The sequence below is a fragment of the Halobellus ordinarius genome, assembly GCF_031823395.1.
GTDB classification, from domain to species: Archaea; Halobacteriota; Halobacteria; order Halobacteriales; family Haloferacaceae; genus Haloquadratum; species Haloquadratum ordinarius.
On the sequence record NZ_JAVQKJ010000011.1, the window covers coordinates 32,468 to 55,703 of the forward strand.

Annotated in this window: 18 protein-coding genes and 1 pseudogene; 14 read left to right on the plus strand and 5 right to left on the minus strand. The window is 61.4% G+C overall.

From position 1 onward, the window contains the following. The first annotated feature begins 103 nt into the window (after positions 1–103). Entirely contained in the window at positions 104–940 is an 837-nt protein-coding gene (locus tag RJT48_RS16240; RefSeq protein WP_311173387.1) for an IclR family transcriptional regulator, read from the plus strand. A gap of 224 nt (positions 941–1,164) precedes the next feature. Here RJT48_RS16240 and RJT48_RS16245 read toward each other — a convergent pair whose 3' ends face one another. After that, complete coding sequence (locus RJT48_RS16245; protein ID WP_311173388.1) at positions 1,165–1,545, minus strand: Rid family detoxifying hydrolase; 381 nt, start codon at positions 1,543–1,545, stop codon at positions 1,165–1,167. A 103-nt stretch (positions 1,546–1,648) separates the two neighbouring features. Here RJT48_RS16245 and RJT48_RS16250 point away from each other — a divergent pair, with 103 nt between their 5' ends. The 5 genes from RJT48_RS16250 to npdG all read left to right on the plus strand — a co-directional run bounded on the left by RJT48_RS16250 (position 1,649) and on the right by npdG (position 6,497). After that, the gene (locus RJT48_RS16250) at positions 1,649–2,284 is read left to right on the plus strand and encodes an IS6 family transposase (RefSeq protein ID WP_311173389.1); all 636 of its coding nucleotides are present in this window, start codon (positions 1,649–1,651) and stop codon (positions 2,282–2,284) included. 176 nt (positions 2,285–2,460) lie between these two features. Beyond that, positions 2,461–3,555, plus strand: a complete 1,095-nt coding sequence (gene gcvT, locus RJT48_RS16255) for a glycine cleavage system aminomethyltransferase GcvT (protein ID WP_311173391.1) — start codon at positions 2,461–2,463, stop codon at positions 3,553–3,555. Next, on the plus strand, positions 3,552–4,904 hold the full coding sequence (cofH, locus tag RJT48_RS16260) for a 7,8-didemethyl-8-hydroxy-5-deazariboflavin synthase subunit CofH (protein WP_311173392.1): 1,353 nt from the start codon (positions 3,552–3,554) through the stop codon (positions 4,902–4,904). The genes gcvT and cofH overlap by 4 nt, the downstream gene beginning before the upstream one ends. Before the next feature lie 67 nt (positions 4,905–4,971). Beyond that, positions 4,972–5,442: an SRPBCC family protein gene (locus RJT48_RS16265; RefSeq protein WP_311173393.1), complete on the plus strand. Its 471-nt coding sequence runs from the start codon at positions 4,972–4,974 to the stop codon at positions 5,440–5,442. 386 nt (positions 5,443–5,828) lie between these two features. Next, positions 5,829–6,497 (plus strand): NADPH-dependent F420 reductase, encoded by a 669-nt coding sequence (gene npdG, locus RJT48_RS16270; RefSeq protein WP_311173394.1) that lies wholly within the window; start codon positions 5,829–5,831, stop codon positions 6,495–6,497. Positions 6,498–6,600: 103 nt separating this feature from the next. On the opposite strand, the gene RJT48_RS16275 is transcribed toward npdG, so the two are convergent. Further along, positions 6,601–8,313, minus strand: a complete 1,713-nt coding sequence (locus RJT48_RS16275) for a hydantoinase B/oxoprolinase family protein (RefSeq protein ID WP_311173395.1) — start codon at positions 8,311–8,313, stop codon at positions 6,601–6,603. Then, complete coding sequence (locus RJT48_RS16280; RefSeq protein WP_311173396.1) at positions 8,310–10,346, minus strand: hydantoinase/oxoprolinase family protein; 2,037 nt, start codon at positions 10,344–10,346, stop codon at positions 8,310–8,312. The genes RJT48_RS16275 and RJT48_RS16280 overlap by 4 nt, the downstream gene beginning before the upstream one ends. Positions 10,347–10,501: 155 nt before the next feature. Between RJT48_RS16280 and RJT48_RS16285 the strand changes: the two genes are divergently transcribed. The 8 genes and pseudogenes from RJT48_RS16285 to RJT48_RS16320 all read left to right on the plus strand — a co-directional run bounded on the left by RJT48_RS16285 (position 10,502) and on the right by RJT48_RS16320 (position 20,174). Next, positions 10,502–11,935 carry an amidohydrolase family protein gene (locus RJT48_RS16285; RefSeq protein WP_311173397.1) on the plus strand — a complete coding sequence of 478 codons (1,434 nt, stop codon included), beginning with the start codon at positions 10,502–10,504 and terminating at the stop codon, positions 11,933–11,935. An 84-nt stretch (positions 11,936–12,019) separates the two neighbouring features. Further along, positions 12,020–13,633: an ABC transporter ATP-binding protein gene (locus tag RJT48_RS16290; RefSeq protein WP_311173398.1), complete on the plus strand. Its 1,614-nt coding sequence runs from the start codon at positions 12,020–12,022 to the stop codon at positions 13,631–13,633. A 100-nt stretch (positions 13,634–13,733) separates the two neighbouring features. Beyond that, positions 13,734–14,076: pseudogene (locus tag RJT48_RS16295) on the plus strand (IS4 family transposase); the annotation flags it as partial. 162 nt (positions 14,077–14,238) lie between these two features. Next, positions 14,239–15,501 carry a Re/Si-specific NAD(P)(+) transhydrogenase subunit alpha gene (locus tag RJT48_RS16300; protein WP_311173399.1) on the plus strand — a complete coding sequence of 421 codons (1,263 nt, stop codon included), beginning with the start codon at positions 14,239–14,241 and terminating at the stop codon, positions 15,499–15,501. Between the two features lie 18 nt (positions 15,502–15,519). Next, positions 15,520–15,801 (plus strand): NAD(P) transhydrogenase subunit alpha part 2, encoded by a 282-nt coding sequence (locus tag RJT48_RS16305; RefSeq protein ID WP_311173400.1) that lies wholly within the window; start codon positions 15,520–15,522, stop codon positions 15,799–15,801. A gap of 3 nt (positions 15,802–15,804) precedes the next feature. Next, a complete protein-coding gene (locus RJT48_RS16310; RefSeq protein WP_311173401.1) occupies positions 15,805–17,250 on the plus strand; it encodes an NAD(P)(+) transhydrogenase (Re/Si-specific) subunit beta in 1,446 nt (481 codons plus the stop codon). Between the two features lie 145 nt (positions 17,251–17,395). Then, on the plus strand, positions 17,396–18,517 hold the full coding sequence (locus RJT48_RS16315; RefSeq protein WP_311173402.1) for a BMP family ABC transporter substrate-binding protein: 1,122 nt from the start codon (positions 17,396–17,398) through the stop codon (positions 18,515–18,517). A 136-nt stretch (positions 18,518–18,653) separates the two neighbouring features. Then, positions 18,654–20,174 (plus strand): amidase, encoded by a 1,521-nt coding sequence (locus RJT48_RS16320; protein ID WP_311173403.1) that lies wholly within the window; start codon positions 18,654–18,656, stop codon positions 20,172–20,174. A gap of 106 nt (positions 20,175–20,280) precedes the next feature. Here the strand turns inward: RJT48_RS16320 and RJT48_RS16325 are convergent, their stop codons facing one another. Continuing rightward, positions 20,281–22,734 carry a xanthine dehydrogenase family protein molybdopterin-binding subunit gene (locus RJT48_RS16325; RefSeq protein ID WP_311173404.1) on the minus strand — a complete coding sequence of 818 codons (2,454 nt, stop codon included), beginning with the start codon at positions 22,732–22,734 and terminating at the stop codon, positions 20,281–20,283. Beyond that, complete coding sequence (locus RJT48_RS16330; RefSeq protein ID WP_311173405.1) at positions 22,731–23,234, minus strand: (2Fe-2S)-binding protein; 504 nt, start codon at positions 23,232–23,234, stop codon at positions 22,731–22,733. The genes RJT48_RS16325 and RJT48_RS16330 overlap by 4 nt, the downstream gene beginning before the upstream one ends. Positions 23,235–23,236: the final 2 nt, after the last annotated feature.

The following is a 23,236-nucleotide window of genomic DNA, read 5'->3' on the forward strand; positions in this document are numbered from 1 at the left end:
CCAGAGATCTCCGTGAGAATCGGTCTCATTCGGCCGTGCAGCTTCTGCACTGCGTTCTTATTTTTCGAACGGTGTGGCTAGTCTGCGTGCTGGGGCATATATAGTGGCGCTCACGGCCCATCTGGACCTATGCCGAAGCCTTATTTTGCTTCCAGCTAGTTACGGGTATATGGATGAAAACGCGACCTACAGTTCAGAGGTGAAAACAGCCGTGCGCGTGTTCGAAATAATAGAAACGATTCGGGAGAAGAATGAGGTCGGGGTCACGGAACTTGCCAACGAATTGGACATCGCGAAAAGTACCACGCATCGGTACCTGACGACGATGGAACAGGCAGAATACCTGATCAAGAAGGATGACAAGTACCAACTCAGTCTGAAGTATCTCGACCACGGAGTATACAAACGGAAACAAATCCTTCCCTGGCAGATCATCGGCCAGACGCTGAAGCAACTGTCGAGCGAGACGTCAGAAATCGCCTGGTTCACAGTCGAAGAACACGGGAAAGGGCGAGACATCTACAAGTCCGAGGGCGACCGCGCAATCACCGTCGAGACCTGGATCGGGCAAGCAAAGCCGCTGCACGCACTCGCTGCCGGAAAAGCAATTCTCGCGTTCACACCTCAGGACCGGGTTCGCGAAATCTTAGACACCCAGGAACTGGAGAAGATAACCGAACAGACGATTTCGACCCGGGACGCTCTGCTCGCCGAGCTCGAGGAGATTCGAGAGAAGGGGGTCGCGTTCAACGACGAAGAGTACACGAAAGGCATCCGTAGCGTTGCTGCACCCGTGTTTCACGACGACGACGTAGTTGGAGCAGTGAGTGTGTCGGGACCAGCGAACCGAATGAGAGGGGACCGGTACCGACAAGAATTACCCGAGTTGGTACTCGGCGCCGTGAACGAAGTCGAACTTAAGATGCAATCGACGTTCTAACGGTTCGAGACTGGAGACACCATACCGAATTGCTGCATATTCTTTCCTCGGCCTCCCTGTTGACGGACGCACGAACTGGTCCGTCGACAGTTGGCAAGGAGTCAGGTGGGGCGGCCTGCTGATCCACCGCCGATACTACTGTCTCGACCGGGCTGTCCCAGTGCGATTCTCTCGTCCCGTTATGCAGTACTTCTCTTATTGCGGTACTTCTGGGTGTCCGTCGCTCACGACTCCAGCGACGCTACCATCACCAGTTCGATTTCCGCCCCACCTGGAAGCGCCTCGACTTGGATGACGTCTCTCGCAGGAGGGGTGCTATCGAAGTATTCGGCGTAGGCGTCGTCCATCTCACCGAAGTCGTCGATGTCGGTGAAGTACGCCGTCGTCCGAACCACGTCTTCGAAGCCGGTTCCAGCCTCGGCGAGGATGGCCTCTAAGTTCGACATTATCTGATGCGTCTTTTCGGCGACTGTTCCATCGACGAGTGTTCCGTCGGGGGTCATTGGAACCTGGCCTGCTGTGAATACGAACCCCTGGGCTTCTACAGCGTGGGTGTATGCTTCCTGTTCTGTTGGTGCGTCTGGGCTAGAGTAGGCTTGGCGCATAGAGAGTACCAATCTCGAGAATATATAAAAGTATTTTGGGTGGGCAGGTGGGCACTGTTCAGATAAGGATGAAGGGTGAGGCGATGCGATTTGCTAGTGATCTATGCCAGAAATCGACCGCCTCAAGCGAAGTAACGGCTGCTTCGAGTTAGATTTTGTGGAACGAGAGACGACACCGGAATGGGCGATGAAGCTCGGTATTCGACTCCATTTAGCGGGACTCTCACTGTCGAATACCGTCGCAGAGCTTGAAAGGTTCGGTGTCGACCGTTGTCGCTCCACCGTTCACAACTGGGTGCAGAAGGCTGGCCTACAGCCCACCGAGGGGGAGAGCCCGGAGCGTGTTGCGGTTGACGAGACCGTGATCCAGATCGATGACCAGCGATACTGGCTGTACGCCGCGGTCGATCCCGACACGAACGAATTTCTCCACGTCAAGCTCGGAACAGCACAAAATCTCGGTATCTCCGAGATTTTCCTCGGTGAGTTACGCGAGAAACACGACGTCTCCGACGCCGTGTTTCTCGTCGATGGCGCTCAGTGGCTCCAAGAAGCCTGTCGCCGCCACGGACTCCGATTCCAACACGAAACACACGGGAATCGGAACGCCATCGAACGCTTGTATAAAGAACTCAAACGCGGAACCAACCAGTTCGCCACCCACTTCCGAAACGTCGAGCCAGCAACCGCCGAAACCTGGCTGCTCGCACAAGCTTTCTGTCAAAATCAGCTAATCTGAACAGTGCCTATAGTAGCGTTTGCAACTGATTGCTCATCAGATCGCACGACAGCGTGCGATCGTGTGAGTGAAGACTTGCAAACGCTACTATAGTTCGAATACACGTTCGAGCGAGAACGGACACACAGGTTCGGTTGCAGAAAGCTATTAGTCCCTGCCACGACTACAGCTATTAGATGTCGTACGAGGAGTTGCCCCTGTCGCAGGTGCACGAAGACGAAGGGGCAAACGTGACGAACGTAACAGGATGGCAAGTCCCGATCGAATTCAACTCGATCCGTCTCGAACACAACGAAGTCCGAAACAACGCGGGACGGTTCGACGTAAGCCACCTCTGTAAAATCCGGGTCTCTGGACCAGACGCGACCAGGCTCGTCGGCAGGGTGACGACGAATCGAGCGACCGATATCGCGCCGGGCGAGGTCCAGGCCAGTTGCATCCTCGCGGCAGACGGGACGATGCTTGACTACGTCACCGTCTACCGGGTGCCCGACTCGAGCGAACAGGCATTTCTCGTGGTCGGAGGGCCGGGAAGCGATGGGCTGGTTCACGACTGGATTCGGGCGCGTCGTGATGAACTGGGACTCCAGGCTTCGGTGGAGAACAGCACCCGCGAACTCGCGACGCTCGCCGTTCAGGGTCCCGATGCCGAACGGCACGTCTCACAAATCACCGGTCCGTCGGTGGGGAATCTCGACCGATTCGAGGCGACGTATACCGGTGTCGACGGCACGTCAGTGTTGGTATCTCGAACGGGCTACACAGGCGAGGACGGGTTCGAGCTATTCCTCCCGTGGACGGAAGCCCCTGACATCTGGAACGAACTTGATTGCCAGCCGTGCGGCATCGGAGCGCGCGATACCCTCCGGCTGGAGGCCGGGTTGATACAGGCTGGTAACGAATTCCACCACGAGAACAACGAGCGGACGCCGCTGGAAACTGGGCTAGAGAACATCGTCGATTTCCAGACGCCGTTCGTAGGGAAGGACGCGCTCGAGACCGAATCGGACGGGGACACACTCATCGGCCTCAAACTTCGCGGTCGGGGTGTGCCGAAACAGGGCTGCGCGATTCAGTACGATGGAACGCGTGTCGGGAGAGTAACGAGTGGTGTCTTGAGCCCAACGCTGAACGAAGCCATCGGACTCGGCTACGTCAGTTCAGAGACGGGAACCGAGGCGGCCGTCGTCGAAGTCGAGATTCGAAATCGGTGCGTCGATGCCCGTGTCGTAGACACGCGATTCTATACTGGAACGATGACCAATATATGAGCAAGCAACTCTTCAGTCCCAACGTCCCACGCGAGAACTTCGACTTCCGGTACGTTCCGGATACGAACCAGCACTTCGAGAACGCGCTGGCGAAGGCCCGTGACGGCGACCGCCTGACCGTCGACGATGCGGTCGAACTCCTCACGACGGGCACCGACTGCGACGGTATCGACCGCCAGCGCAAGGAGCAGGTGCTTGAAGCCGCCGACCGTCGCAGAGCCGAAGTGGTCGGCGAGGAGGTGACCTTCGTCGCGAATCTGAACAACAACGTCACGACCGCCTGCAACACCGGGTGTCAGTTCTGCAACTTCAAGGACCGCTCCGAGCAGTTCCGGACTGACCACAACGGCGACCACGGCGGCTTCACGAAGACGCCCGCCGAATCTCGCGCTGTCGTCGCCGATGCTCTCGAACGAGGCATATACGAGGTTACCTCGGTGTCCGGACTGCACCCGGCGTTCGCGCTGAATGCCGACCACCGTGAACTACTCGAACGCAGCGAGCGCGGCGACCTGAACTACCGGTCGCCGGAGGCGTACGATGTCGACCCTGGCACCTACTGCGAGCAACTCCGTGCGATGAGTGTCGATGACGTCCACCTCCACTCGATGACTCCCGAGGAGGCGTACCACGCGCGCAGAGGAACCGACTGGTCATACGAGGAGGTTTACGGACGCCTAGCCGACGCCGGGCTGGACTCAGTGCCTGGCACGGCCGCGGAAATCCTCGTCGACGAGGTACGTGAGGTCATCTGTCCGGCAAAGATAGACACCCGGGAGTGGCTCGACGCGATGGAGGCCGCCGCTGACGTCGGTCTCGACACCACTGCCACCATCATGTACGGTCACGTCGACAACGAAGCCCATCGTGCGATACACCTGAAACGGATACGCGACCTGCAGGACCGGACAGGCGCGATTACAGAGTTCGTTCCGCTCTCGTTCGTCCACCACGACACGCCGCTATTCGACCGCGGTATGGTCGATGGGGGCGCGAGCCGCCACGAGGACGAGCTTATGATAGCCGTCTCGCGACTTTTCCTGGACAACGTCGACCACATCCAGTCGTCGTGGGTCAAGTACGGCGACGCCCAGGGACTGAAGATGCTCACCTGTGGGGCCGATGACTTTATGGGGACCATCCTCAGCGAGGAGATAACGACGCGCGCGGGCGGGAAATACGGGGAGTGCCGGAGTTTCGAGGAGTACGTCGAGATGATATCTGCCATCGGCCGGGTCCCCGTCGAGCGGTCGACGGACTACCGACAGCGCCGCCGCATCGACCCCGATGATCGCCCCCACGGCCCACGACTCGGGCCCAAAGCCGACGGCACACCCCTTCTCGACTAGTGAGACGGCACTCACCGACATCCGTAGCACACAAGATATAATATCTTCGGGTAGAACGTAACAGTTGATGCAGTTCCAAGACGAGGTAGTCATCGAAGCAGACGCAGAGTCGACTTGGGAACTCGTTTCCGACCCCGAAGTCTTAGTCGGAGCAGTCCCCGGCGCAAAAGAAGTGACGCGGGTCTCCGACGACGAGTACGAGGGGACGATAGAGCGCGGCATCGCAGGTATTTCCGTGACGCTCGACGGACGAGTGGTTATGACTGAATTGAATGCACCGTCGCATCTCACCGCGGAAGCCAGCGGCGAAGACTCTAACACGGGGAGCAGGCTCGACGCCGACGCGGAGATGACGATGACTGACGAGGGTGATTCGACGACGATAGCCTACGATATCGACATAGAGTTCACGGGTCGACTGGCAACTGTCGGTTCGCGATTGCTCAAGCGTATGATCCGGAAAGACATCAACACGTACTGGGACAACATCAAAGAGACCGCCGATACCGACCAAACGGAAGCTGCGGCCGGGGAGTAAGCGGATGGCATTTACCGGGCCCCAGCGCGTCGCCTGGTTCTCGATGACCACCTCGAACTGACGCCCCTCCTCCGCGACAGAGCCGAAATCACGGGTGTACTGTTTACGTCACCGACCGTTGTGAGCGACGAACGTGTCGCTCACCAGAACGGTTAAACGGTTGCTGGTTGGACGTGTGTCACGATGATGCAAGAGGTACTGCGAACCCTGATAGAGCCGATACGTGGGCCCTCGACGATCGAGTCCGTTGGTGAACAACCGTCGCCGGAACGCCCTCCGAGCATTACTCCCGACGGTAGCACCGCCGTGGTTGACGACGACGCCAGTCGGCAATCGACTGCCTCAATCCACAATTATATGATCGTGTAGCCCACAGCACCAAACGTATGCAAGTAGCACTACTAGGTGGTACTGGCGATATCGGCGAAGGGCTGGCCCTCCGAATCGCGGCGGAGACGGACCACGAGGTCCTCGTCGGGTCACGTGAGGAGTCGAAGGCAGTCGACGCAGCGACAGACTACGAGGACGTGCTGGCCGAGCATGGTCACGACGTGGCTCTTTCGGGACACGCGAACGACGAGGCGACCGCACTGGGCGATGTGGTCGTTCTGGCAGTGCCTCCCTTCCACGTCACTGACACCGTCGACGCAGTCGCGGCGGAACTCGACGCAGGAACGGTGCTGGTCAGTCCTGCAGTCGGCATGGACAAATCTGCCGACGGGTTCAGCTACGACCCACCCGGAGTCGGGAGCGTGACGGAACTGGTCGCTGCGACTGCCCCCGACGAAGTTCCGGTCGTCGGGGCGTTTCACAACCTCCCCGCAAACCGTCTGGCACACCTCGACGACGACCTCGGCATCGACACGCTCGTCGTCGCCGACGACGACGACGCCAAGCGGACTGTAGTGGACCTTGCTGACGACGTCGGCGGGCTGCGACCGGTCGACGCCGGGCCGCTCGCGAACGCCCCGGAGATAGAGGGCATCACGCCGTTGCTCATCAACATCGCGATGAACAACGACGATATGCACGATGTCGGCGTGCGTTTCCTGTAAACCGAACTGTCGACACGACCTCGACACGGTGGGCGCGGACGGAACACCGTCGCCACCGACGGCCCATCTACGGTGAAAAGAGACGACGAAACTGACGCTGAGGTCAGTCCCGGAGCGATTCGGTCGCTTCCCAATCGATTTCGAGGTCCTCGGTCACGACGACGCCGTAGTCTTCTCTGGCGCTTTCTCTGGAGACGTATTCGTCGATCACGTCCTCCAGCACGCGCTCGGGATCACGTTCGTAGGGGTCGCCGTATCCACCGCCTCCAGCGGACCGGTTCGATAGCGATTCGCCGGGCTGGAACGTTTTCCGCATCATACCGGTGCTGAGTTCTTGTTCGGTATCGGGGTAGAGGACGACTGCGTTCTTCGAGTTTGCTTCGCCACCTTCGAGCCCCCAGCCGGCGGTTTCGGTCTTCTGGATAATCGAGAGCGCACCGATTTCGTGCGTGAACCGGAAGTCCCGTCGGATGCCGAGGCCGCCTCTGTTCCGACCAGGGCCACCCGAGTCCTGTCGGAGTTCCAGCCGGTCGATGACCACGGGCGCCTTGTTTTCCAGCACCTCGATAGGGATGTTCTGGACCATCGTCTCGCTGATGTGCATCAGCGCCGACCCGCCGTCGTGGTCCTGGGTCGCACCCCAGCCGACGCCCTGGTTGGTCGCCTCGACGATTTGTTTTCCAGTCTTGGGGTTTTCACCGAAGACCGTAATCGAGAGGATGTCGCCGCCCGAGCTAGCGGGGATACGGTCGGGCATACCCTGTGCAAGTGCTTTGTAGATGACGTCGACGGCCAGCATAGCTGGCCAGACTGCGAACGTCGGCGCGGGGTATGATGGGTTGTAGAGGTTGTCTTCGGGGACTTCGACGTTGAGGGGGGCGTAGTGGCCCGCGTTGGATTCCTCGTCGGGCGTCGTTATTGTCTTCAGACAGAGTCTGGCGACCGTCTGGGTCATCCCGATGGGGACGTTGAACGGCGCCTCTACCTGGTCGGACGACCCCGAGAAATCGACCGTCATTTCGTCGCCGTCGATGGTGACGGTGGTTTCGATGCGAAGGAGGTCGTCGTCGTCGATGGCGCCGTCTGCGTAGTCGACAGCGTTCCAGGTACCGTCGGGCAACTCTTCGACGGCATTGTGGGCGTTTTCCTCGCCGTAAGAGAGGATGCGGTCGATGCTCGCTTCGACGGTGTCGGCGCCGTACTTCTCGTAGAGGTCCACGAAGCGCTCCTTGCCGGTTCTGAGCGCCGCAATCTGAGCGTTGATGTCGCCGATGACCTTGTCGGGGACGCGAGTGTTGAACCGTAGCAGGTCGCGTATCTCCTCGTCGAGTTCGCCCGCCTTGTATAGCTTCGTCCCAGGAAACAGCAGTCCCTCCTGGTGGACGTCGGTCGAGTCCAAGACGTATCCTGGGTCTTTCTGTCCGATGTCGAGCAGATGAGCGCGGCTGACCGCATATCCCCTGAGCTCGTCCGCGACGAAGATGGGCATAATGACACACACGTCGAGTGTGTGCCCCGAACTCCAGTAGGGATAGTTCATAATGACGACGTCACCATCCTCGAAGTTCTCCTCACCGATGTGTTCGACACCTTTCTTCAGGCTGTAGTCGTTCGCGCCGAGAAAGAGGGTCAGTCCCGGGGAGTCGGCGACGAGGTTGAGGTCGCTGTCGTACAGCGACAGCCCGAAATCCTTGATTTCGTAGACGATAGTATTGTACGCGGTTCTTATGAGCGTCCGCTGCATCTCACTAGCCGCCGACGTGAGATAGTTACGAATCACTTCGACGGTCGCAGGATCGACGTCGCTGTTTTTCATTGTCGGGCACCTCGGTTACTGATGATGATGTTACCGTAGCCGTCTAGTTCGGCTGTCTGATCGGAGTGGAAGACAGTGGTCGTCGTCGGTTCCTCGATGACCGCGGGACCGGGAACGGTCTGGCCGCGTGCGAGATGCGACCGCTCGTAGACGTCGAACTGGACCATATCGTCCTCGGCGAAACAGTATGCCTGGCGCTGGGCGACCGGCGACGCTTCGCCATCGGTTTCCTCGGCGTGCTCGAACGTCGGTTTGTCGTTTTCCCCGATGCCACGGACGCGCAGACTGACGACTTCGGGAGGGTCGTCCATCGTGTGGCCGTACCGGTCGCGGTGGACCTGCTCGAAACGGTCGCTCAGTTCGTCCGTCCCCGAGACGTCGTCGGCCGGCACGTCGACGGTGTGTTCCTGCCCGAAGTAGCGCATCTCGAGCGTCCGTTCGAGGTGTGCCTCCGAGCGGTGGAATCCTTCCGCCTCGATGGCGTCGAGGGCCTGGGTCTCTAGGGCTTCGAACTCCGATTCGAGAGCGTCCTCGTCCAGGTCGTCGACGATCTCGATGTGCATCTCCGAGAAGTCGTAGACGACGTCGGCCATCAGCATACCCCACGCTGAGAACACGGAGGGGGCGCGCGGAACCATCATCTCGGGGATGTCGAGTTCGCGGGCGAACAGCGACCCGAGCAACGGCCCCGCACCGCCGAACGGTGCGAGCGTGAAGTCTCGGGGGTCGAGCCCGCGTTCGACGGTTATCTCCTGAATCGCGCCGACCGCCTTCGCGGCCGTAACGTCGAGGACACCCTTCGCGGCGTCGCGAACCGACGTATCAAGCGGGTCGGCGAGTTTCGCCTCGAGGCCGTCCATCGCGCTCTGTTTGTCGAGTTTCATCTCGCCGCCCAGAAGTCCTTCCGGATTGATGTAGCCCAGCGAGAGCGCGGCGTCGGTGACGGTCGGTTGTTCCCCGCCGCGTCCGTAGCAGATGGGACCGGGATCCGCACCGGCGGACTTCGGTCCGACCTTCAACAGTCCGCTGTCGACCCAGGCGATGGAACCACCACCGGCGCCGATGGTACGGATGTCGTAGACCGGAATCATCATCGGCAGGTGCTCCAGATTGGACTCATATTGGATGGCTGGCGACCCGTCCTCGATGACACAGGCGTCGGTACTGGTCCCGCCGATGTCGACGGTGATAACGTCCGATCGACCGGTCATATCGCCGACGGCCGAAGCCCCGATTATGCCGCCAGCAGGTCCGGAGAGAATCGTCTGTACCGGCGTCTGCTTGGCGTTGGCCGCCGAGAGCGTTCCCCCTCCCGAGCGGGTGATGTAGAACGCGTTGTCGAAACCTGCCTCGCGTAACTGCCCGTCTAGTTCGTCGACGTACGTCTCGAAGGTGGGCTTGATGTAGGCATCGAAGACGGCAGTGCTCGTACGCTCGTATTCGCGGTACTCCGAGGCGATTTCGCTCGATATCGATATCGACACGTCAGGACACGCTTCGCGAACGAGTTCGGCCGCTTGCCGCTCGTGGGACTGGTTTTGATACGCGTGGAGGAAACACACGGCGATGGATTCGACGTCGTATTCCTCGACGAGTTCGATCGCCGCGTCGGCGACTGCCTGCTCATCGAGCGGTTCGACGACGTTACCGTCGACGTCGATGCGGCCCGGGACGCCCTTGCGTCGTCGCCGTGGAACCAGCAACTCCGGTTTCTGGTAGTCGAGGTCGTACATAGACTCGGGTTCGAGATTCGTCCGGGCGATCTCGTACACGTCGCGGAATCCCTCGTTCGTAATGATGCCCGTGGTTGCACCTTCCCGTTCGAGGAACGCGTTCAGACCGAGAGTCGTCCCGTGGACGAATGCTTCGACCGTTTCGAGGTCGAGTTCGAGACCCTCAATGGAGTCCAGTACGCCTTCCGTTGGGTTACTCGGCGTTGTGGACGTCTTGTCGATGGCGAGTTCGCCCGACTCCCGATCGAACGTTATCGCATCGACGAATGTCCCGCCGATATCGACTGCTAATCGCTTCATTGGCAGTTTGAAAATCCAACAGCAACCACTAATACTTTGCCCAGTCTATCCAGAGAGCCCCGGCGTCCCGATCGTCGACGCGCGCGAGGGACCCGGTGCGGTCCGTCCGGTGATACAGCTATTTGTAGGAGGGCCCACATCGCTAGGCAGAACGTATGGTAGACACGCTCGTAACCAACGGAACAGTCGTCACTCAGAACGACGCACGCGAGGTACTCCAAGACGGGACAGTCGCCATCCACGATGGCGAAATCGTCGCGGTCGGACCCACCGCCGAGGTGACAGACCGGTACGACGCCGACGAGGTCGTCGACGCGAGCGACCACCTGGTGTTGCCGGGACTCATCAACGCACACACGCACGTCTCGGACATCCTCTTTCGGGGGTGCTGGGGTGACGACCGAACACTGTTCGACTGGCTATACAACGTGAAACGACCTGGCGTCGCGGCGATGGACGCAGACGACCACCGCGTCGCGGCGGAGCTGTACTGTCTTGAAGCCATCAAATCCGGTATGACGACGTTCGTCGAGAACGACGCCGAGATGACCTGGGAGGAGTGGGACGAAATCGAGACCAAACTCGACACGTACGACCGCTCCGGTATCCGGAGCGTGTATGCGCGCGGGTTTATGGACCAGCCAGTCGACGACGGGTACAGGTCGATGGTCGCGGAGTTCACGACGAAAGAGCCCGGCGTCGAGCATCCGGACCCGGAAAACTACGTCGTCGAGACCGAGGCAGGCCTCGACGAGGTTGCCTCGCTCATCGAGCAGTACCACGGCACTGCCGAGGGCCGCCGTGAGATATGGATTGCGCCGGTCGTCGTCGAGGGAATGACGAAGGAGGGTCTCCAGAAATCGTACGCGCTGGCGGAACGCCACGACGTAATGACGACGACGCACGTCTCGGAGTCTCAACTCCAAGAGCAGGGTCGAGCGCTCTCGAGCGTCGAGTATCTCTCGAACATCGACTACCTCGGCGAACACGCGCTGCTGGCCCACTGCATCCACATCAGCGAGCGCGACGCCCGCATCCTCGCGGCGACGGACACGCGCGTTTCGCACAACCTCATTGCGAACCTCTTCCTGGGGTCGGGCCTCGCGCCGCTTGACGCGCTCCGGAACCACGGCGTCACGACCTGCGTGAGCACCGACAACGCGAGCTGTTCAGATACCGTGAACCTCCTCAAGGACGCTCAGTACGCGACGCTCACACACCGTGGCGCGAACGCCGATTCCGGCGTCGTGTCTACGCAGGCGGCCCTCGATATGGTAACGCGAGACGCAGCACGGGCGATGCGCAAAGGCGACGCGCTCGGATCGCTCGAGACCGGTAAGCGCGCCGACGTGATCCTGCTTGATGCCGACAGACCCCATATGACGCCGGTGCGCGACGCGGTATCCGCCGTGATCCACCAGGCGCAGGGCCACGAGGTCGATACTGTCATCTGCGACGGGGACATCGTGATGCGCGACGGAGTGGTAACGACCCTCGACGAATCGAGCATCCTCCAGCGTGCCCGAGAGACTGCTACGGCGGTTATCGAACGATCCGGCCTCGACTCGCTTGCCGACCACGACCGCTGACTGTCAACGACGTAGTGAGACAGATGGACGCGGAACCGACCTGCCGAAGGTACTTTTTTAACCCCTCACGGTTAGTTTGGAGCTATGGGTAGAGTTGGCGTGACACAGCCAGAAGACACGTCCGAGAGTACGCCGCTCATTGAGTTCGACGGGATTCACAAGGAGTTTCCAGGTGTCGTCGCGAACGACCAAGTCTCCTTCTCCGTGGAACGTGGTGAGGTACACGGGCTGCTCGGCGAGAATGGTGCGGGGAAGTCGACGCTGATGAAGACGATGTATGGGCTCTACCACCAGGACGAGGGCCAAATCAAACTCGACGGAGAACCCGTCGAGATAGATTCCCCCCAGGACGCCATCGAACACGGAATTGGGATGGTGCATCAGCACTTCAAACTGGTACAGAGTCTCACGGTGGCTGAGAACATCATCCTGGGGCTGCGGGAGTCCTACGAGCGGTTCGACGGCTCCGGGCCACTGAGCGTGCTGAACCGTCTCGGTCGTATATTCACTATCGACCGAACCCGGTCACAGAAGCGCACCGAAGAAATCGCCGATCGATACGGCATCGAAATCGATCCGACCGACGAGGTGTGGCAACTCGACGTCGGTGAACAGCAGCGAGTTGAACTGCTGAAGGCCCTGTACCGCGACATCGACCTCCTCATCCTGGACGAGCCGACGGCGGTTTTGACGCCCACACAGGTCGACCGGCTGTTCGAGACCGTCGAATCGCTGACCGAACAGGGGATGACCATCATCTTCATCACGCACAAACTGGAGGAGGCCAAATCGATTACCGACCGCGTGACGGTGCTGCGCGACGGGTCGGTCGTTGGAACCGTCGAGACGGCCGACGTCACGACCGACGAGATGGCCGAAATGATGGTCGGTCGGGAGGTGCTGTTCGAACTCGACCGAAAACCCGCCCGGCCCGGCGACCCTGTCTGTACGGCGCAGGGGTTACGGGCGACGAACGCGCGGGACGTCGAGGCACTCAGTGGACTCGACCTTACCGTCCGGAGTGGTGAAATCGTCGGCGTCGCTGGCGTGAGCGGGAACGGCCAGCTGGAACTCAGCGAGTGTCTGGCGGGCGTGCGTGAACCGGAGGAAGGAACGATAACAGTCGCGGGAACCGAACTCACCGGCGAGTCGACGAAGACCTTCATCGAAAACGGCGTAGCCTACGTCCCCGAGGACCGCCTCAAGCACGGGTGCGCTCCGGAGCAGACACTCACCTACAACGGCATCCTGAAGGTGTACGACACCGACGACTTCGACGACAGTATCGGTCTCGGTATGGATTACGGGAAGGCCCGTGCCTACGCCGAAGATATCGTCGACCGGTTCGACGTCCGCGTGCCGAACGTCGACACGAAGCTGAAGGACCTATCGGGGGGGAACCTCCAGAAGTTCATCCTCGGTCGTGAGCTGACCCGGGAGCCGAACCTCATCGTGGCGAACCAGCCGACCCGGGGGGTCGACGTCGGTGCCATCGAGTTCATCCACGAGATTATGTTCGACCAGCGCGACGACGGCGCAGGTATCGTCTACGTCTCCGAGGACCTCGACGAGTTGATCAACGTCAGCGACAGGCTGGTCGTGATGTACGAAGGCGAAATCGTCCACTCGACGCCCAACGAGAACGTCGACCCGGAGGAACTTGGGTACTATATGACCGGCGCGACGGCAGACGAGTAATGCCGCGGCACATCATCCATCTTTAGTTAGAAGACGAATCGCTGTACGGCGGTCGCTCATCGGGTCTTCTTTTCGAGAGGAATGAGGAAGTCGAGTCTGTGTAAACCAGATGTACCGTGAGTTGAAGTCGCGGTACGTACTGGAGGAGTTCGACACGAGCACGTGGTGAAGATCTTGCTGTATGCAGTGATACTGTCGCGGCTTGTGCGCCGTTATCTGTTGGATCTGGTCACTGCGCAGGCGGCTGATGCGATCCTGTTTCCACCGGAGCGCTGGACAGCGACCATTCGGTCGCCCGCCAGCCCTTAGTCCACGAACTCGGTGAGCACCTTGGCTACTTACCTCCGCCACTACTCGAACGGCTGATCGAAGACGCGCAGAAGATCCATAAGCAGCGACCGATCTCCCAAGAGACGCTCGCTACTGCTACGCAACCGAGCTGTAATCTTCAAGTGAAGATTAGTGGCCGCGGTACATATTTTCGTCGCGTGAAACCCCGAATCGGTACCGTGGGTTGAATACCCCTCCGTGCCTACCGCCGCCCGCATGGAGGCAGTAGCTAGCCGTCCCCGCAGTGGACGGTACGGCACGACCGACAGGTATCGATGGCAACCGGACCCCGGTCAGCGGAGGGACAGATGCTAGTCGGGGTCCCAACCGAGACGGACCCCGGCGAACGACGGGTCGCACTTGTCCCATCGGTGGCCACAGAACTAATCGAACGTGGACACGAAGTTGTCGTCCAGAGCGGTGCTGGGGAGAGAGTCGATCACAGCGACGACGCCTACGAGGCGGTTGGCTGCGAGATGGTCCCCGACCGCGAGACGGTCTTCGCACGCGCGGACATAATCACCCAAGTCAACGGACTGGCTGCCAGCGACGAGCCGGACCCGACAGCGTACCGCGAAGGCCAAACCGTCGTCGGGCTGTTGGGTCCCTACGAGATCGAAGAGGCGTCACTCTCGACGCTGGCCGACCGGAACGTCAGCGCGTTCTCGCTGGAATTGATGCCCCGCATCAGCCGCGCCCAGAGTATGGACGCCCTCTCGTCGATGGCCAGCCTCGGCGGCTACAAGGCGTGTCTGATGGCCGCCGAACAGTTGCCCAAGATGTTCCCTATGGAGATGACTGCCGCGGGCACCATCCAACCCGCGGAGGTGTTCGTCATCGGCGCCGGCGTCGCAGGCCTGAAGGCCATCGCGACCGCCGAACGCCTCGGCGCGTCCGTCCGCGCGTACGATATCCGTTTGGAGGTTAAACGGGAGGTAGAGAGTCTGGGTGCGGACTTCGTCGAACTGGACCTCGAAACGGAGGAGTCGGGCGACGATGAGGGCTACGCTCGCGAGATGGACGAAGAGTTCTATCGCGCCCAGCGCGAGGCGATGCGGGAAGTGGTTCCCGACTCGGACGTCCTCATCACCACGGCCGCCATCCCCGGCGCGCCAGCGCCCGAACTCGTGACCGCCGAGATGGTGGCCGATATGGACGCCGGGTCGGTCGTCGTCGATATGTCCGCCGACAGCGGGGGCAACTGCGAACCCACTCGCGCCGGCGAGACCATCGAACACGAGGGTGTGACGGTATTCGGTCCGACTGACCTTCCCTCACGGGTGGCACACACCGCCAGCGAACAGTACGCCAACAACATAGCGAACTTTCTGGACGCGATACTCGACGACGACGAACTCCACTTCGATTTCGAGGACGAAATCGTCGACTCGACGCTGCTGACTCACGATGGAACGATACGCAATCCACACCGCGACGACGAGACTGAACCGGATACCGACGAGGAAGGCTCGAACCCGGACCCAGACGAGGAATCCGATTCCACCGCGACCGATGGAGGGGCGACTGATGGCCAGTGAGTCACTGGAGGTGCAACGATGACCTTCGTCGGGAACCTCACACTGTTCGTCCTCTCGGGGTTCGTCGGTTACGAGATTATCACGAAGATACCGACCAACCTCCACACGCCGCTGATGTCCGGCGCCAACGCCATCTCGGGCATCACGCTCCTGGGATCGGTCGTGGTCGCGGGCTCCGGATCGACCACGCTGGCGACGGTGCTGGGCTTCCTCGCGGTCGTTATGGCGACTATCAACGTCGTCGGCGGCTATATGGTGAGCCACTTTATGCTCGATCAGTTCAGCAACGGGGGTCGATGACCTATGGCTGGCGTGCTCGCGGGACTGCCTGAGTCGGTCCTGCAACTGGCCTATCTCGTCGCCGGCGTGTTGTTCATCCAGGGGTTGCGGGATATGACTCACCCGCGGACAGCCACGCGCGGTAACGCCATCTCGTCCGGTGGGATGTTCCTGGCGGTGGCGATTACCGTGCTGTGGTTCGAGATCCTGTCGCCGGTGGTGCTGGCGGCGGGGCTGCTGGTCGGCGGTGCGGTCGGCGCGTATCTGGCGGTCACCGTCGAGACGACCGAGATGCCCCAGCTCGTCGGCCTGTTCAACGGTTTCGGCGGCGGCGCGTCGGCAGTCGTCGCCGGCGCGGAACTGGTCGACGTGCTGGCAGCGGGCGGGTCGCTGTCAGTCGGGCTGACGTCGACGGCAGCTATCGCCGGCATCATCGGGTCGGTCACATTCTGGGGCAGCCTGGTCGCCGCCGGCAAACTCCACGGGCTGGTGGGCGATTCGCCGCTGGGCGACACTGCCGGCCACGCCATCAAGGTCGTCTTCCTGACGGCGGCGGTCGTCGCCGGTCTGTTCCTGGTGGTTCGACCGGACTTGGGCACCCAACCGCCGCTGGCGTCGTGGGTGCCGTCCTACTGGGTCGTCGTCGCCGCGGCCTCGGTGCTGGGCGTGTTCCTCGTGGTTCCTATCGGCGGCGCGGATATGCCCGTCGTCATCGCGCTGTTGAACTCCTACTCCGGGCTGGCGGCCGCCACCACGGGCTTCGTGCTGAACAACACCGTCCTCATCATCGCCGGGACGCTGGTCGGTGCCTCCGGGCTTATCCTGACGGTCATTATGTGCGAGTCGATGAACCGGTCGCTGACGAACGTCCTCTTCGGCGGCCTCGACAGCGATGACGGCGACAGCGAGGATATGGAGGACATCTACGAGGGACAAATAACCGAGACCTCCCCCGAAGAGGTCGTGATGTTGCTGGAGACAGCCAGCCGTGTGGTCGTCGTCCCGGGCTACGGGATGGCGGTCGCACAGGCCCAACACGCCGTCGCCGAACTGGTCGAGTTGCTCGACGAGAACGGCGTCGACGTCGAGTTCGGCATCCACCCCGTCGCCGGCCGGATGCCCGGCCATATGAACGCGCTACTGGCGGAGGCGGACGTCCCCTACGAGAAGATGCGCGAACTGGAGGAGGTCAACCCCTCCTTCTCGAGGACCGACGTCGTCATCGTCACCGGAGCCAACGACGTCGTCAACCCGAAGGCCAACACCGACGACTCCAGTCCCATCGCGGGGATGCCCGTACTGAACGTCTCAGAGGCGCAGTCGGTCGTCGTCAACAAGCGGAGCCTCAGTCCAGGCTTCTCGGGAATTCCCAATCCGCTGTTCGCGAAGGACAACACGAGTATGTTATTCGGTGACGCCAAAGCGTCGATGCAGGCGCTGGTCAACGAATACAAGGAAAGCATTAATTAGCAACCGACGTCGGTTTTCACCGTCGCGAGTGCCGAAACATCCTTGATCGAAGCCGGACTGTGCGCTCCGGACGGGTCCGGCGCCTGCTCGCGTGCCGTTGAGGCGGAGACAAATTTAAATAGTTGACTATTAACAGTGCTACCGTATGCCACAGAAACGGCGGCAGTTCATTCGGGCAGCGGGCACAGTCGGTGCCATCGGCCTCGCCGGATGTACGCAAGGCGGCAGCGGTGACCAGACAACCGATAACGACACGACGACCAGCAGTGGTAGCGACGATTCGGACTCAGATACGGTCAGGGCGGCGTACGTGTACAACGGGCCTATCGGCGACCAGGGCTGGGTCGCGTCACACGAAACGGCACGCAAGGAACTGGAAGAGAAGTACGACTGGTACCAGACCGAGACGGTGACTGAGCTCCCGGCGTCCGAAGCCAGTTCGGTGTTCCAAGACTACGGCGAACGCGGCTTCGATATCGTCGAGGGCTGTACCTTCGACTACGGTCCCGTCCAAAAGCAGGTCGCAGGAGATTATCCGGACACGTACTACGAGTCATCGCGTGTCACGACTGTCGAGGACGATATGTCGAACGTCGGATACTACTACGGAAAGCTCCACGAGGCGCGCTACCTGACCGGCGTCGCCAGCGCTATGTTGTCGGAGTCGAACAAACTCGGCTACGTGCTGGCGTTCCCCATTTCGTTGCTCATCAATGACCTCAACGCGATGACGCTGGGCGCCCGGTCGGTCAACCCCGACATCACGATGATCCCGACGTACACGAACACATGGTACGACCCGCCGAAGGAGCAGGACGCGGCGCGGTCGCTCGTCGACCAGGGCGCCGACGTCTTGGCGTACCACGAGAGTTCGCCCTCCGTGCTGAAAACGGCGCAAGAGGCGGGCGTGTGGGGTATCGGATACGCGGACGAGGTCGGGCAGTTCGCGGGCGACTCCTACCTGACCTCCTGTATGTGGAACTGGACACCCATCCTCGAGGCGACGGCAAAGGCCGCGAAAAACGGCGAGAGCCAACCGGAAATGAAGTTCTTCGGTCTCGAGAACAACGGCGTGAAACTCGACGATTGGGGGCCAGAAGTGCCCCAGGACGTCAAGGACGAGGTCGCTTCCATCCGGGAAGAACTCATCAACGGCGATCGCAGCATCTGGTCCGGGTCGAAGTTCGAGGGCAAATCCGACCTCGAAATCGCCCGGACCGCCAACGAGTACGTCGAAGGCGTCGAAGGTTCGGTGCCCGAGTCGTAACGCGGCGCGCCGCTCTGCGTCCGGGACGAACCGCAGTGCAATTCTTTTGGTCGTCTCTCGACGAGCGACCGCTCTGACCGAAGACCGTGCCGTCGGTTGGGGAATACCTATATCGGTCGTCGTCGTAGGGAGCAGTATGTCGTTGCGACCTCCGACGGCGGAGGATATCCGTCGCCTTGGTGAACAGCTTCATCTCGACCTCGACGACGAGGAGATAGCCGACTTCCAGTCACTCGTCACCGAGGGGCTGGACGCGTACGAAACCGTCAGACAGTACCCCCACCCGTCGACGCGAACGCCGCTCGGCGATCGCGACACCGGCTGTCGAGTTCCACGCAACGAGGACCCCAACAACGCCTGGATAACTGCCTGTGAGGTCGTCGGGGCGTCCGAAGGACCTCTGGCAGGCTGGGACGTCGCACTCAAAGACAACGTGGCCGTCGCCGGCGTCGAGATGACCTGCGGGTCGCAGGTTATGGAGGGTTACGTTCCGAACCGCGACGCCACCATCGTCTCGCGGTTGCTGGATGCGGGCGCGACGGTGGTCGGGAAGACGAATATGGACGATTTCGCGTTCACCGGCAACGGGCATTCGAGCGCGTTCGGTCCGACGCTGAACCCACACGACGACGACCGCCTCGCGGGCGGGTCCTCCGGTGGCAGCGCTATCGCTGTCGCGGAGGGCGAGGTCGACCTCGGTATCGGTGGCGACCAGGGCGGTAGCGTCCGCGTGCCTGCGGCCTGGACCGGCGTCGTCGGTCACAAACCGACCCACGGGCTGGTCCCGTACACGGGCATCGTCGGCATCGAAAACACCATTGACCACACCGGGCCGATCGCTCCAAACGTCGAGACAGCCGCCCGGGCACTGACCGTGCTGGCGGGCCGCGACCCCGACGACCCACGCCAACCCGACGAGGTGCCGACACAGGAGTACGAGGCGACACTCGACGGCGATGTCGACGACCTCGCTATCGGCGTCGTTCGGGAGGGGTTTGAGCGGCCGGAGTGTGACGAAGCAGTCAACGATAGCGTGCGCGACGGTCTCGCGACCCTAGAGTCGGCGGGCGCAACCGTCGACGAAATATCGATTCCTATCCACCACGACGCGGTCGACATCTACACCGTTGCACTCAACGAGGGGACCGTCGCCGCGTTCCGTGGGGAGGGCGTGGGACGCAACTGGTGGGGCTGGTACGACACTTCCTGGGTGGAGTCGTTCGGGAAGTTCCGTCGCGCACAGGGTGGTGACCTGGCTCCGAGCGTCAAGTACACTCTGTTGATCGGGGCGTACGCGTCCGAGGAGTATCACTCGAAGTACTACGCTGAGGCGATGAACCTGCGGCGGACCGTGCGGGACGTATACGACGACCACCTCGCGGAGTATGATCTCCTGGCGACGCCGACGACACCACAGTTGCCACACGTGTACGTTCCCGATCAGAACCGGTTCGAATTCATCGACGACGCTTGGGGGAGTCTGGCGAACACATGTCAGTTCAACGCCACGGGCCACCCGGCAGTGAGTGTTCCGGTCGCGCCCGTCGATGGACTCCCGGTCGGGCTGCAACTCGTGGGGTCACACTTCGACGACGCGACGGTTCTGAACGCGGCGTACGCGCTCGAATCCGCGACCGACGGAGACGCATCGGAGTGACCGACGGGGACGCGTAGCTGTCCGTCGATGCGAGTACGGCGAAACGAAGAACCAAAAAACGGAACCTTCCGCGAAGGCGGACGACGGACGCGTCCGGCCGTCGGCGCTATATTTCTCGCAGCCCAGCGTCGTCGAGCGCCGGAAGGACGTAGTGTGGGGCCAGTGGCAACTCAGTGAACCGGATGCCGGTGGCGTCGTAGACGGCGTTGGCTACCGCCGCGGACGTCGGGACGAGCGGGCACTCGCCGACGCCCTTCTGGCCGTGAGAGGTGGTCGGATCGGGGTTTTCGAGTTCCTCGATCTTGGTGACCAGCGGCACGTCCGCGGCCGTCGGGAGATGGTAGTCTATCATCGACCCGTTCATCAGGTTCCCGTTGTTGTCGTAGGCGTACTCCTCGTAGAGCGTCTCGCCGAGCCCCTGGACGATGGCACCCTGCACCTGTCCTTCGACGAGTTTCGGGTTGATGACGTTGCCGACGTCCTCGCAGATGGCGACGTCGACAACGTCTATCTCACCCGTTCCGGGGTCGACGTCGACGACGATCGCCAGCGCGCCGAGGGTGTAACTGTGCGCGACGTTCCCGCGCCCGGTGTCGGGGTCGACAAACTCGACTTCCTGACTCTGGTACTTGCCGCGACCGACGAGAGAGATGCCGTTCTGAAGTATCTCCGGACGCTCGGACTCTGGACCGAGGGTCTCGGGGTTGCCGAGCATCGCAGTGTTCGCCAGTTCCTCGATTTCGATTCCAGTGCCGGGATCTGTGGCATCGTAAGCTCGTCCGTCTCCGAGACGAACGTCCTCGGGATCCACGTCGAGCATATGCGCGGCGACCGCCTTCAGCGTCTCCGCGAGGTCCTCGGCTGCGCGTGCGGCCGCGCTGCCACCGATAATCGTCCCGCGGTCCGCCCACACACCGAGGCCTTCGGGCGTGGCGTCGGTGTCACCGCGCACCGCGTCGACGCGGTCGATAGGGATTCCGAGGGTGTCCGCGACCATCTGGTTGATACCGGTCTCGGTTCCCTGGCCGATGCTCGCGATGGCGGTCAACACGGTGACGTCACCATTCCGGTTCATCTTCACCACCGCCTCGTCGAAGTCACCACCGGAGGCAGACTTGTTGCCGCCCCGTTTCATAATGGTACCCATCCCGACGCCGCGGAGCTTCCCGTCTCGCGTCTTGCTGCCGCCGCGGTGTTCGTCCCAGTTTATCATCTCGCGGGTCTTTTTGAGACAGGTGACCTGGTCGGCGTTGCGCCAGATGTGGCCCGCGTCCGACCGCATCGGCATATCCTCTTGACGCGGCGTGTTCTTCAGGCGGAGTTCGATGGCATCCATACCGATTTCTTCGGCTGCCATCTCGATGAGTTGCTCGCGCATAAACGTGACCTGCGGGTCGCCGAACCCACGGACTGCGGTCGTGGGCATCTCGTTGGTGTAGACGACCTTCGTCCGCCAGTGCTGGTTCGGAATCAGGTACGGCCCCTGGCCGCAGTTGGCCGAGGAGTAGGCGACTGCGACGCCGTATGCGGCGGCCGCTCCCGTGTTCTGTAGCAGATCGACGTCTATACCGACGATGTCGCCGTCCTCGGTAACGCCGAGCCGACCATCGAGCTCTTCCGGCGAGCGACCGCGACCTGCGGTGAACTCTTCGAGTCGGTCGAGAACGTGCTTGACCGGGCGCTGTGTTGCCTTCGACAGCAGTATCGAACAGATCTCGAAGGGATATGGGTCCAGCTTGATGCCGAAACCGCCCCCAACGTCGGGAAGCCGACAGGTGATGTCCCGCTGTTCGAAGTTCTTCAGGACCTCCGAAATCTCCACGGACAGCAGGTGTGGCATCTGCGTCGAGGAGACAAGTTCGACCGACCCCGTCGCGGGGTCGTAGTCGGCGATGCAGCCGTGAGGTTCCATCGGGGCAGGCGTAGTCTTGTTCGTCTGGAAGGTGTCCTCAACCACGACGTCGGCGTCGGCCAGTGGGTCTTCGTAGTTGCCGACTTCGACTTGGCCGGACCAAGCCACGTTCCCATCGGTATCGTTCTCGGGGTCGGCGTCGAGGTCTGGATGTACGAGCGGCGCATCGTCCGCCAGCGCATCCTCGACTTTGGTGATGGTATCGAGTCGCTCGTACTCGATGTCGACGAGGTCCGCAGCCTCTTGAGCGACGTCCCGCTCGTTCGCCACCACGACGGCCACCTCCTGACCGGCGTACGTGACGCGGTCGGACGCGAGCACTTCTTCGTCGTGCAGCATATAACCGAACGGTTCCTCGACCTTGTCAGCGATGTCGTCGTGAGTCCAGACGAGTTCGACTCCAGGGTGGGCCTCCGCTTCGCTGGTGTCGACGTCCAAGACCTTCGCGTGGCTGTACTGGCTCCGCACGAAGTAGGCGTGGAGCATATCCGGCCGCTGGATGTCGTCGACGTAGCGACCGTGGCCGGAGACAAACCGGCTCCCATCGTAGCTGTTGACGCGCTCGCCGACCCACTCGGTCTCGGATTCCTCGCTTTTGGTCTCCTCGTCCTGGTCTTCGGTCACCTCACGCTGTTTCTGCTTGCTCATGGTGCATCACCGTCCATCCGGTCGCCGGCCTCCTGGACGCTCTCGATGATTTTCGTGTAGCCCGTACACCGGCAGATGTTCCCTGCCAGGTGGTCCTGTATCTCGTCGACGCTCGGGTCAGGGTTGTCTTCGAGCAGCGCCACAGCGTTCGTCACGAACCCGGGCGTACAGTAGCCACACTGACTTCCGTGGCAATCCCAGAAAGCCTGCTGGACGGGGTGAAGTTCTTCACCGTCGGCGAGACCCTCGACGGTCGTGATGCTGCTCCCGTCGACCTGCGCGGCGAGTAGGTTGCACGATTTCACCGGTTCGCCGTCGACCAGGACCGTACAGGCGCCACACTTGGCCGTCTCGCAACCGCGATGCGTCCCCGTGAGGTATTCGTGGTTTCGGAGGAACGCCGACAACAGCGTCCCGGCCGGAACAGTCTGTTCCACTTCGGTACCGTTGAGCGTCGTCTCGATAGTGACGTTGGCGCTCGGTTCGGTTTCGGTGCTCATCA

Coding starts and splice junctions, on each gene's coding strand:
- RJT48_RS16245 (WP_311173388.1), bottom strand. CDS start 1,545: ATGCGCCAAGCCTACTCTAGCCCAGACGCACCAACAGAACAGGAAGCA.
- RJT48_RS16250 (WP_311173389.1), top strand. CDS start 1,649: ATGCCAGAAATCGACCGCCTCAAGCGAAGTAACGGCTGCTTCGAGTTA.
- gcvT (WP_311173391.1), top strand. CDS start 2,461: ATGTCGTACGAGGAGTTGCCCCTGTCGCAGGTGCACGAAGACGAAGGG.
- cofH (WP_311173392.1), top strand. CDS start 3,552: ATGAGCAAGCAACTCTTCAGTCCCAACGTCCCACGCGAGAACTTCGAC.
- RJT48_RS16265 (WP_311173393.1), top strand. CDS start 4,972: ATGCAGTTCCAAGACGAGGTAGTCATCGAAGCAGACGCAGAGTCGACT.
- npdG (WP_311173394.1), top strand. CDS start 5,829: ATGCAAGTAGCACTACTAGGTGGTACTGGCGATATCGGCGAAGGGCTG.
- RJT48_RS16275 (WP_311173395.1), bottom strand. CDS start 8,313: ATGAAAAACAGCGACGTCGATCCTGCGACCGTCGAAGTGATTCGTAAC.
- RJT48_RS16280 (WP_311173396.1), bottom strand. CDS start 10,346: ATGAAGCGATTAGCAGTCGATATCGGCGGGACATTCGTCGATGCGATA.
- RJT48_RS16285 (WP_311173397.1), top strand. CDS start 10,502: ATGGTAGACACGCTCGTAACCAACGGAACAGTCGTCACTCAGAACGAC.
- RJT48_RS16290 (WP_311173398.1), top strand. CDS start 12,020: ATGGGTAGAGTTGGCGTGACACAGCCAGAAGACACGTCCGAGAGTACG.
- RJT48_RS16300 (WP_311173399.1), top strand. CDS start 14,239: ATGGCAACCGGACCCCGGTCAGCGGAGGGACAGATGCTAGTCGGGGTC.
- RJT48_RS16305 (WP_311173400.1), top strand. CDS start 15,520: ATGACCTTCGTCGGGAACCTCACACTGTTCGTCCTCTCGGGGTTCGTC.
- RJT48_RS16310 (WP_311173401.1), top strand. CDS start 15,805: ATGGCTGGCGTGCTCGCGGGACTGCCTGAGTCGGTCCTGCAACTGGCC.
- RJT48_RS16315 (WP_311173402.1), top strand. CDS start 17,396: ATGCCACAGAAACGGCGGCAGTTCATTCGGGCAGCGGGCACAGTCGGT.
- RJT48_RS16320 (WP_311173403.1), top strand. CDS start 18,654: ATGTCGTTGCGACCTCCGACGGCGGAGGATATCCGTCGCCTTGGTGAA.
- RJT48_RS16325 (WP_311173404.1), bottom strand. CDS start 22,734: ATGAGCAAGCAGAAACAGCGTGAGGTGACCGAAGACCAGGACGAGGAG.
- RJT48_RS16330 (WP_311173405.1), bottom strand. CDS start 23,234: ATGAGCACCGAAACCGAACCGAGCGCCAACGTCACTATCGAGACGACG.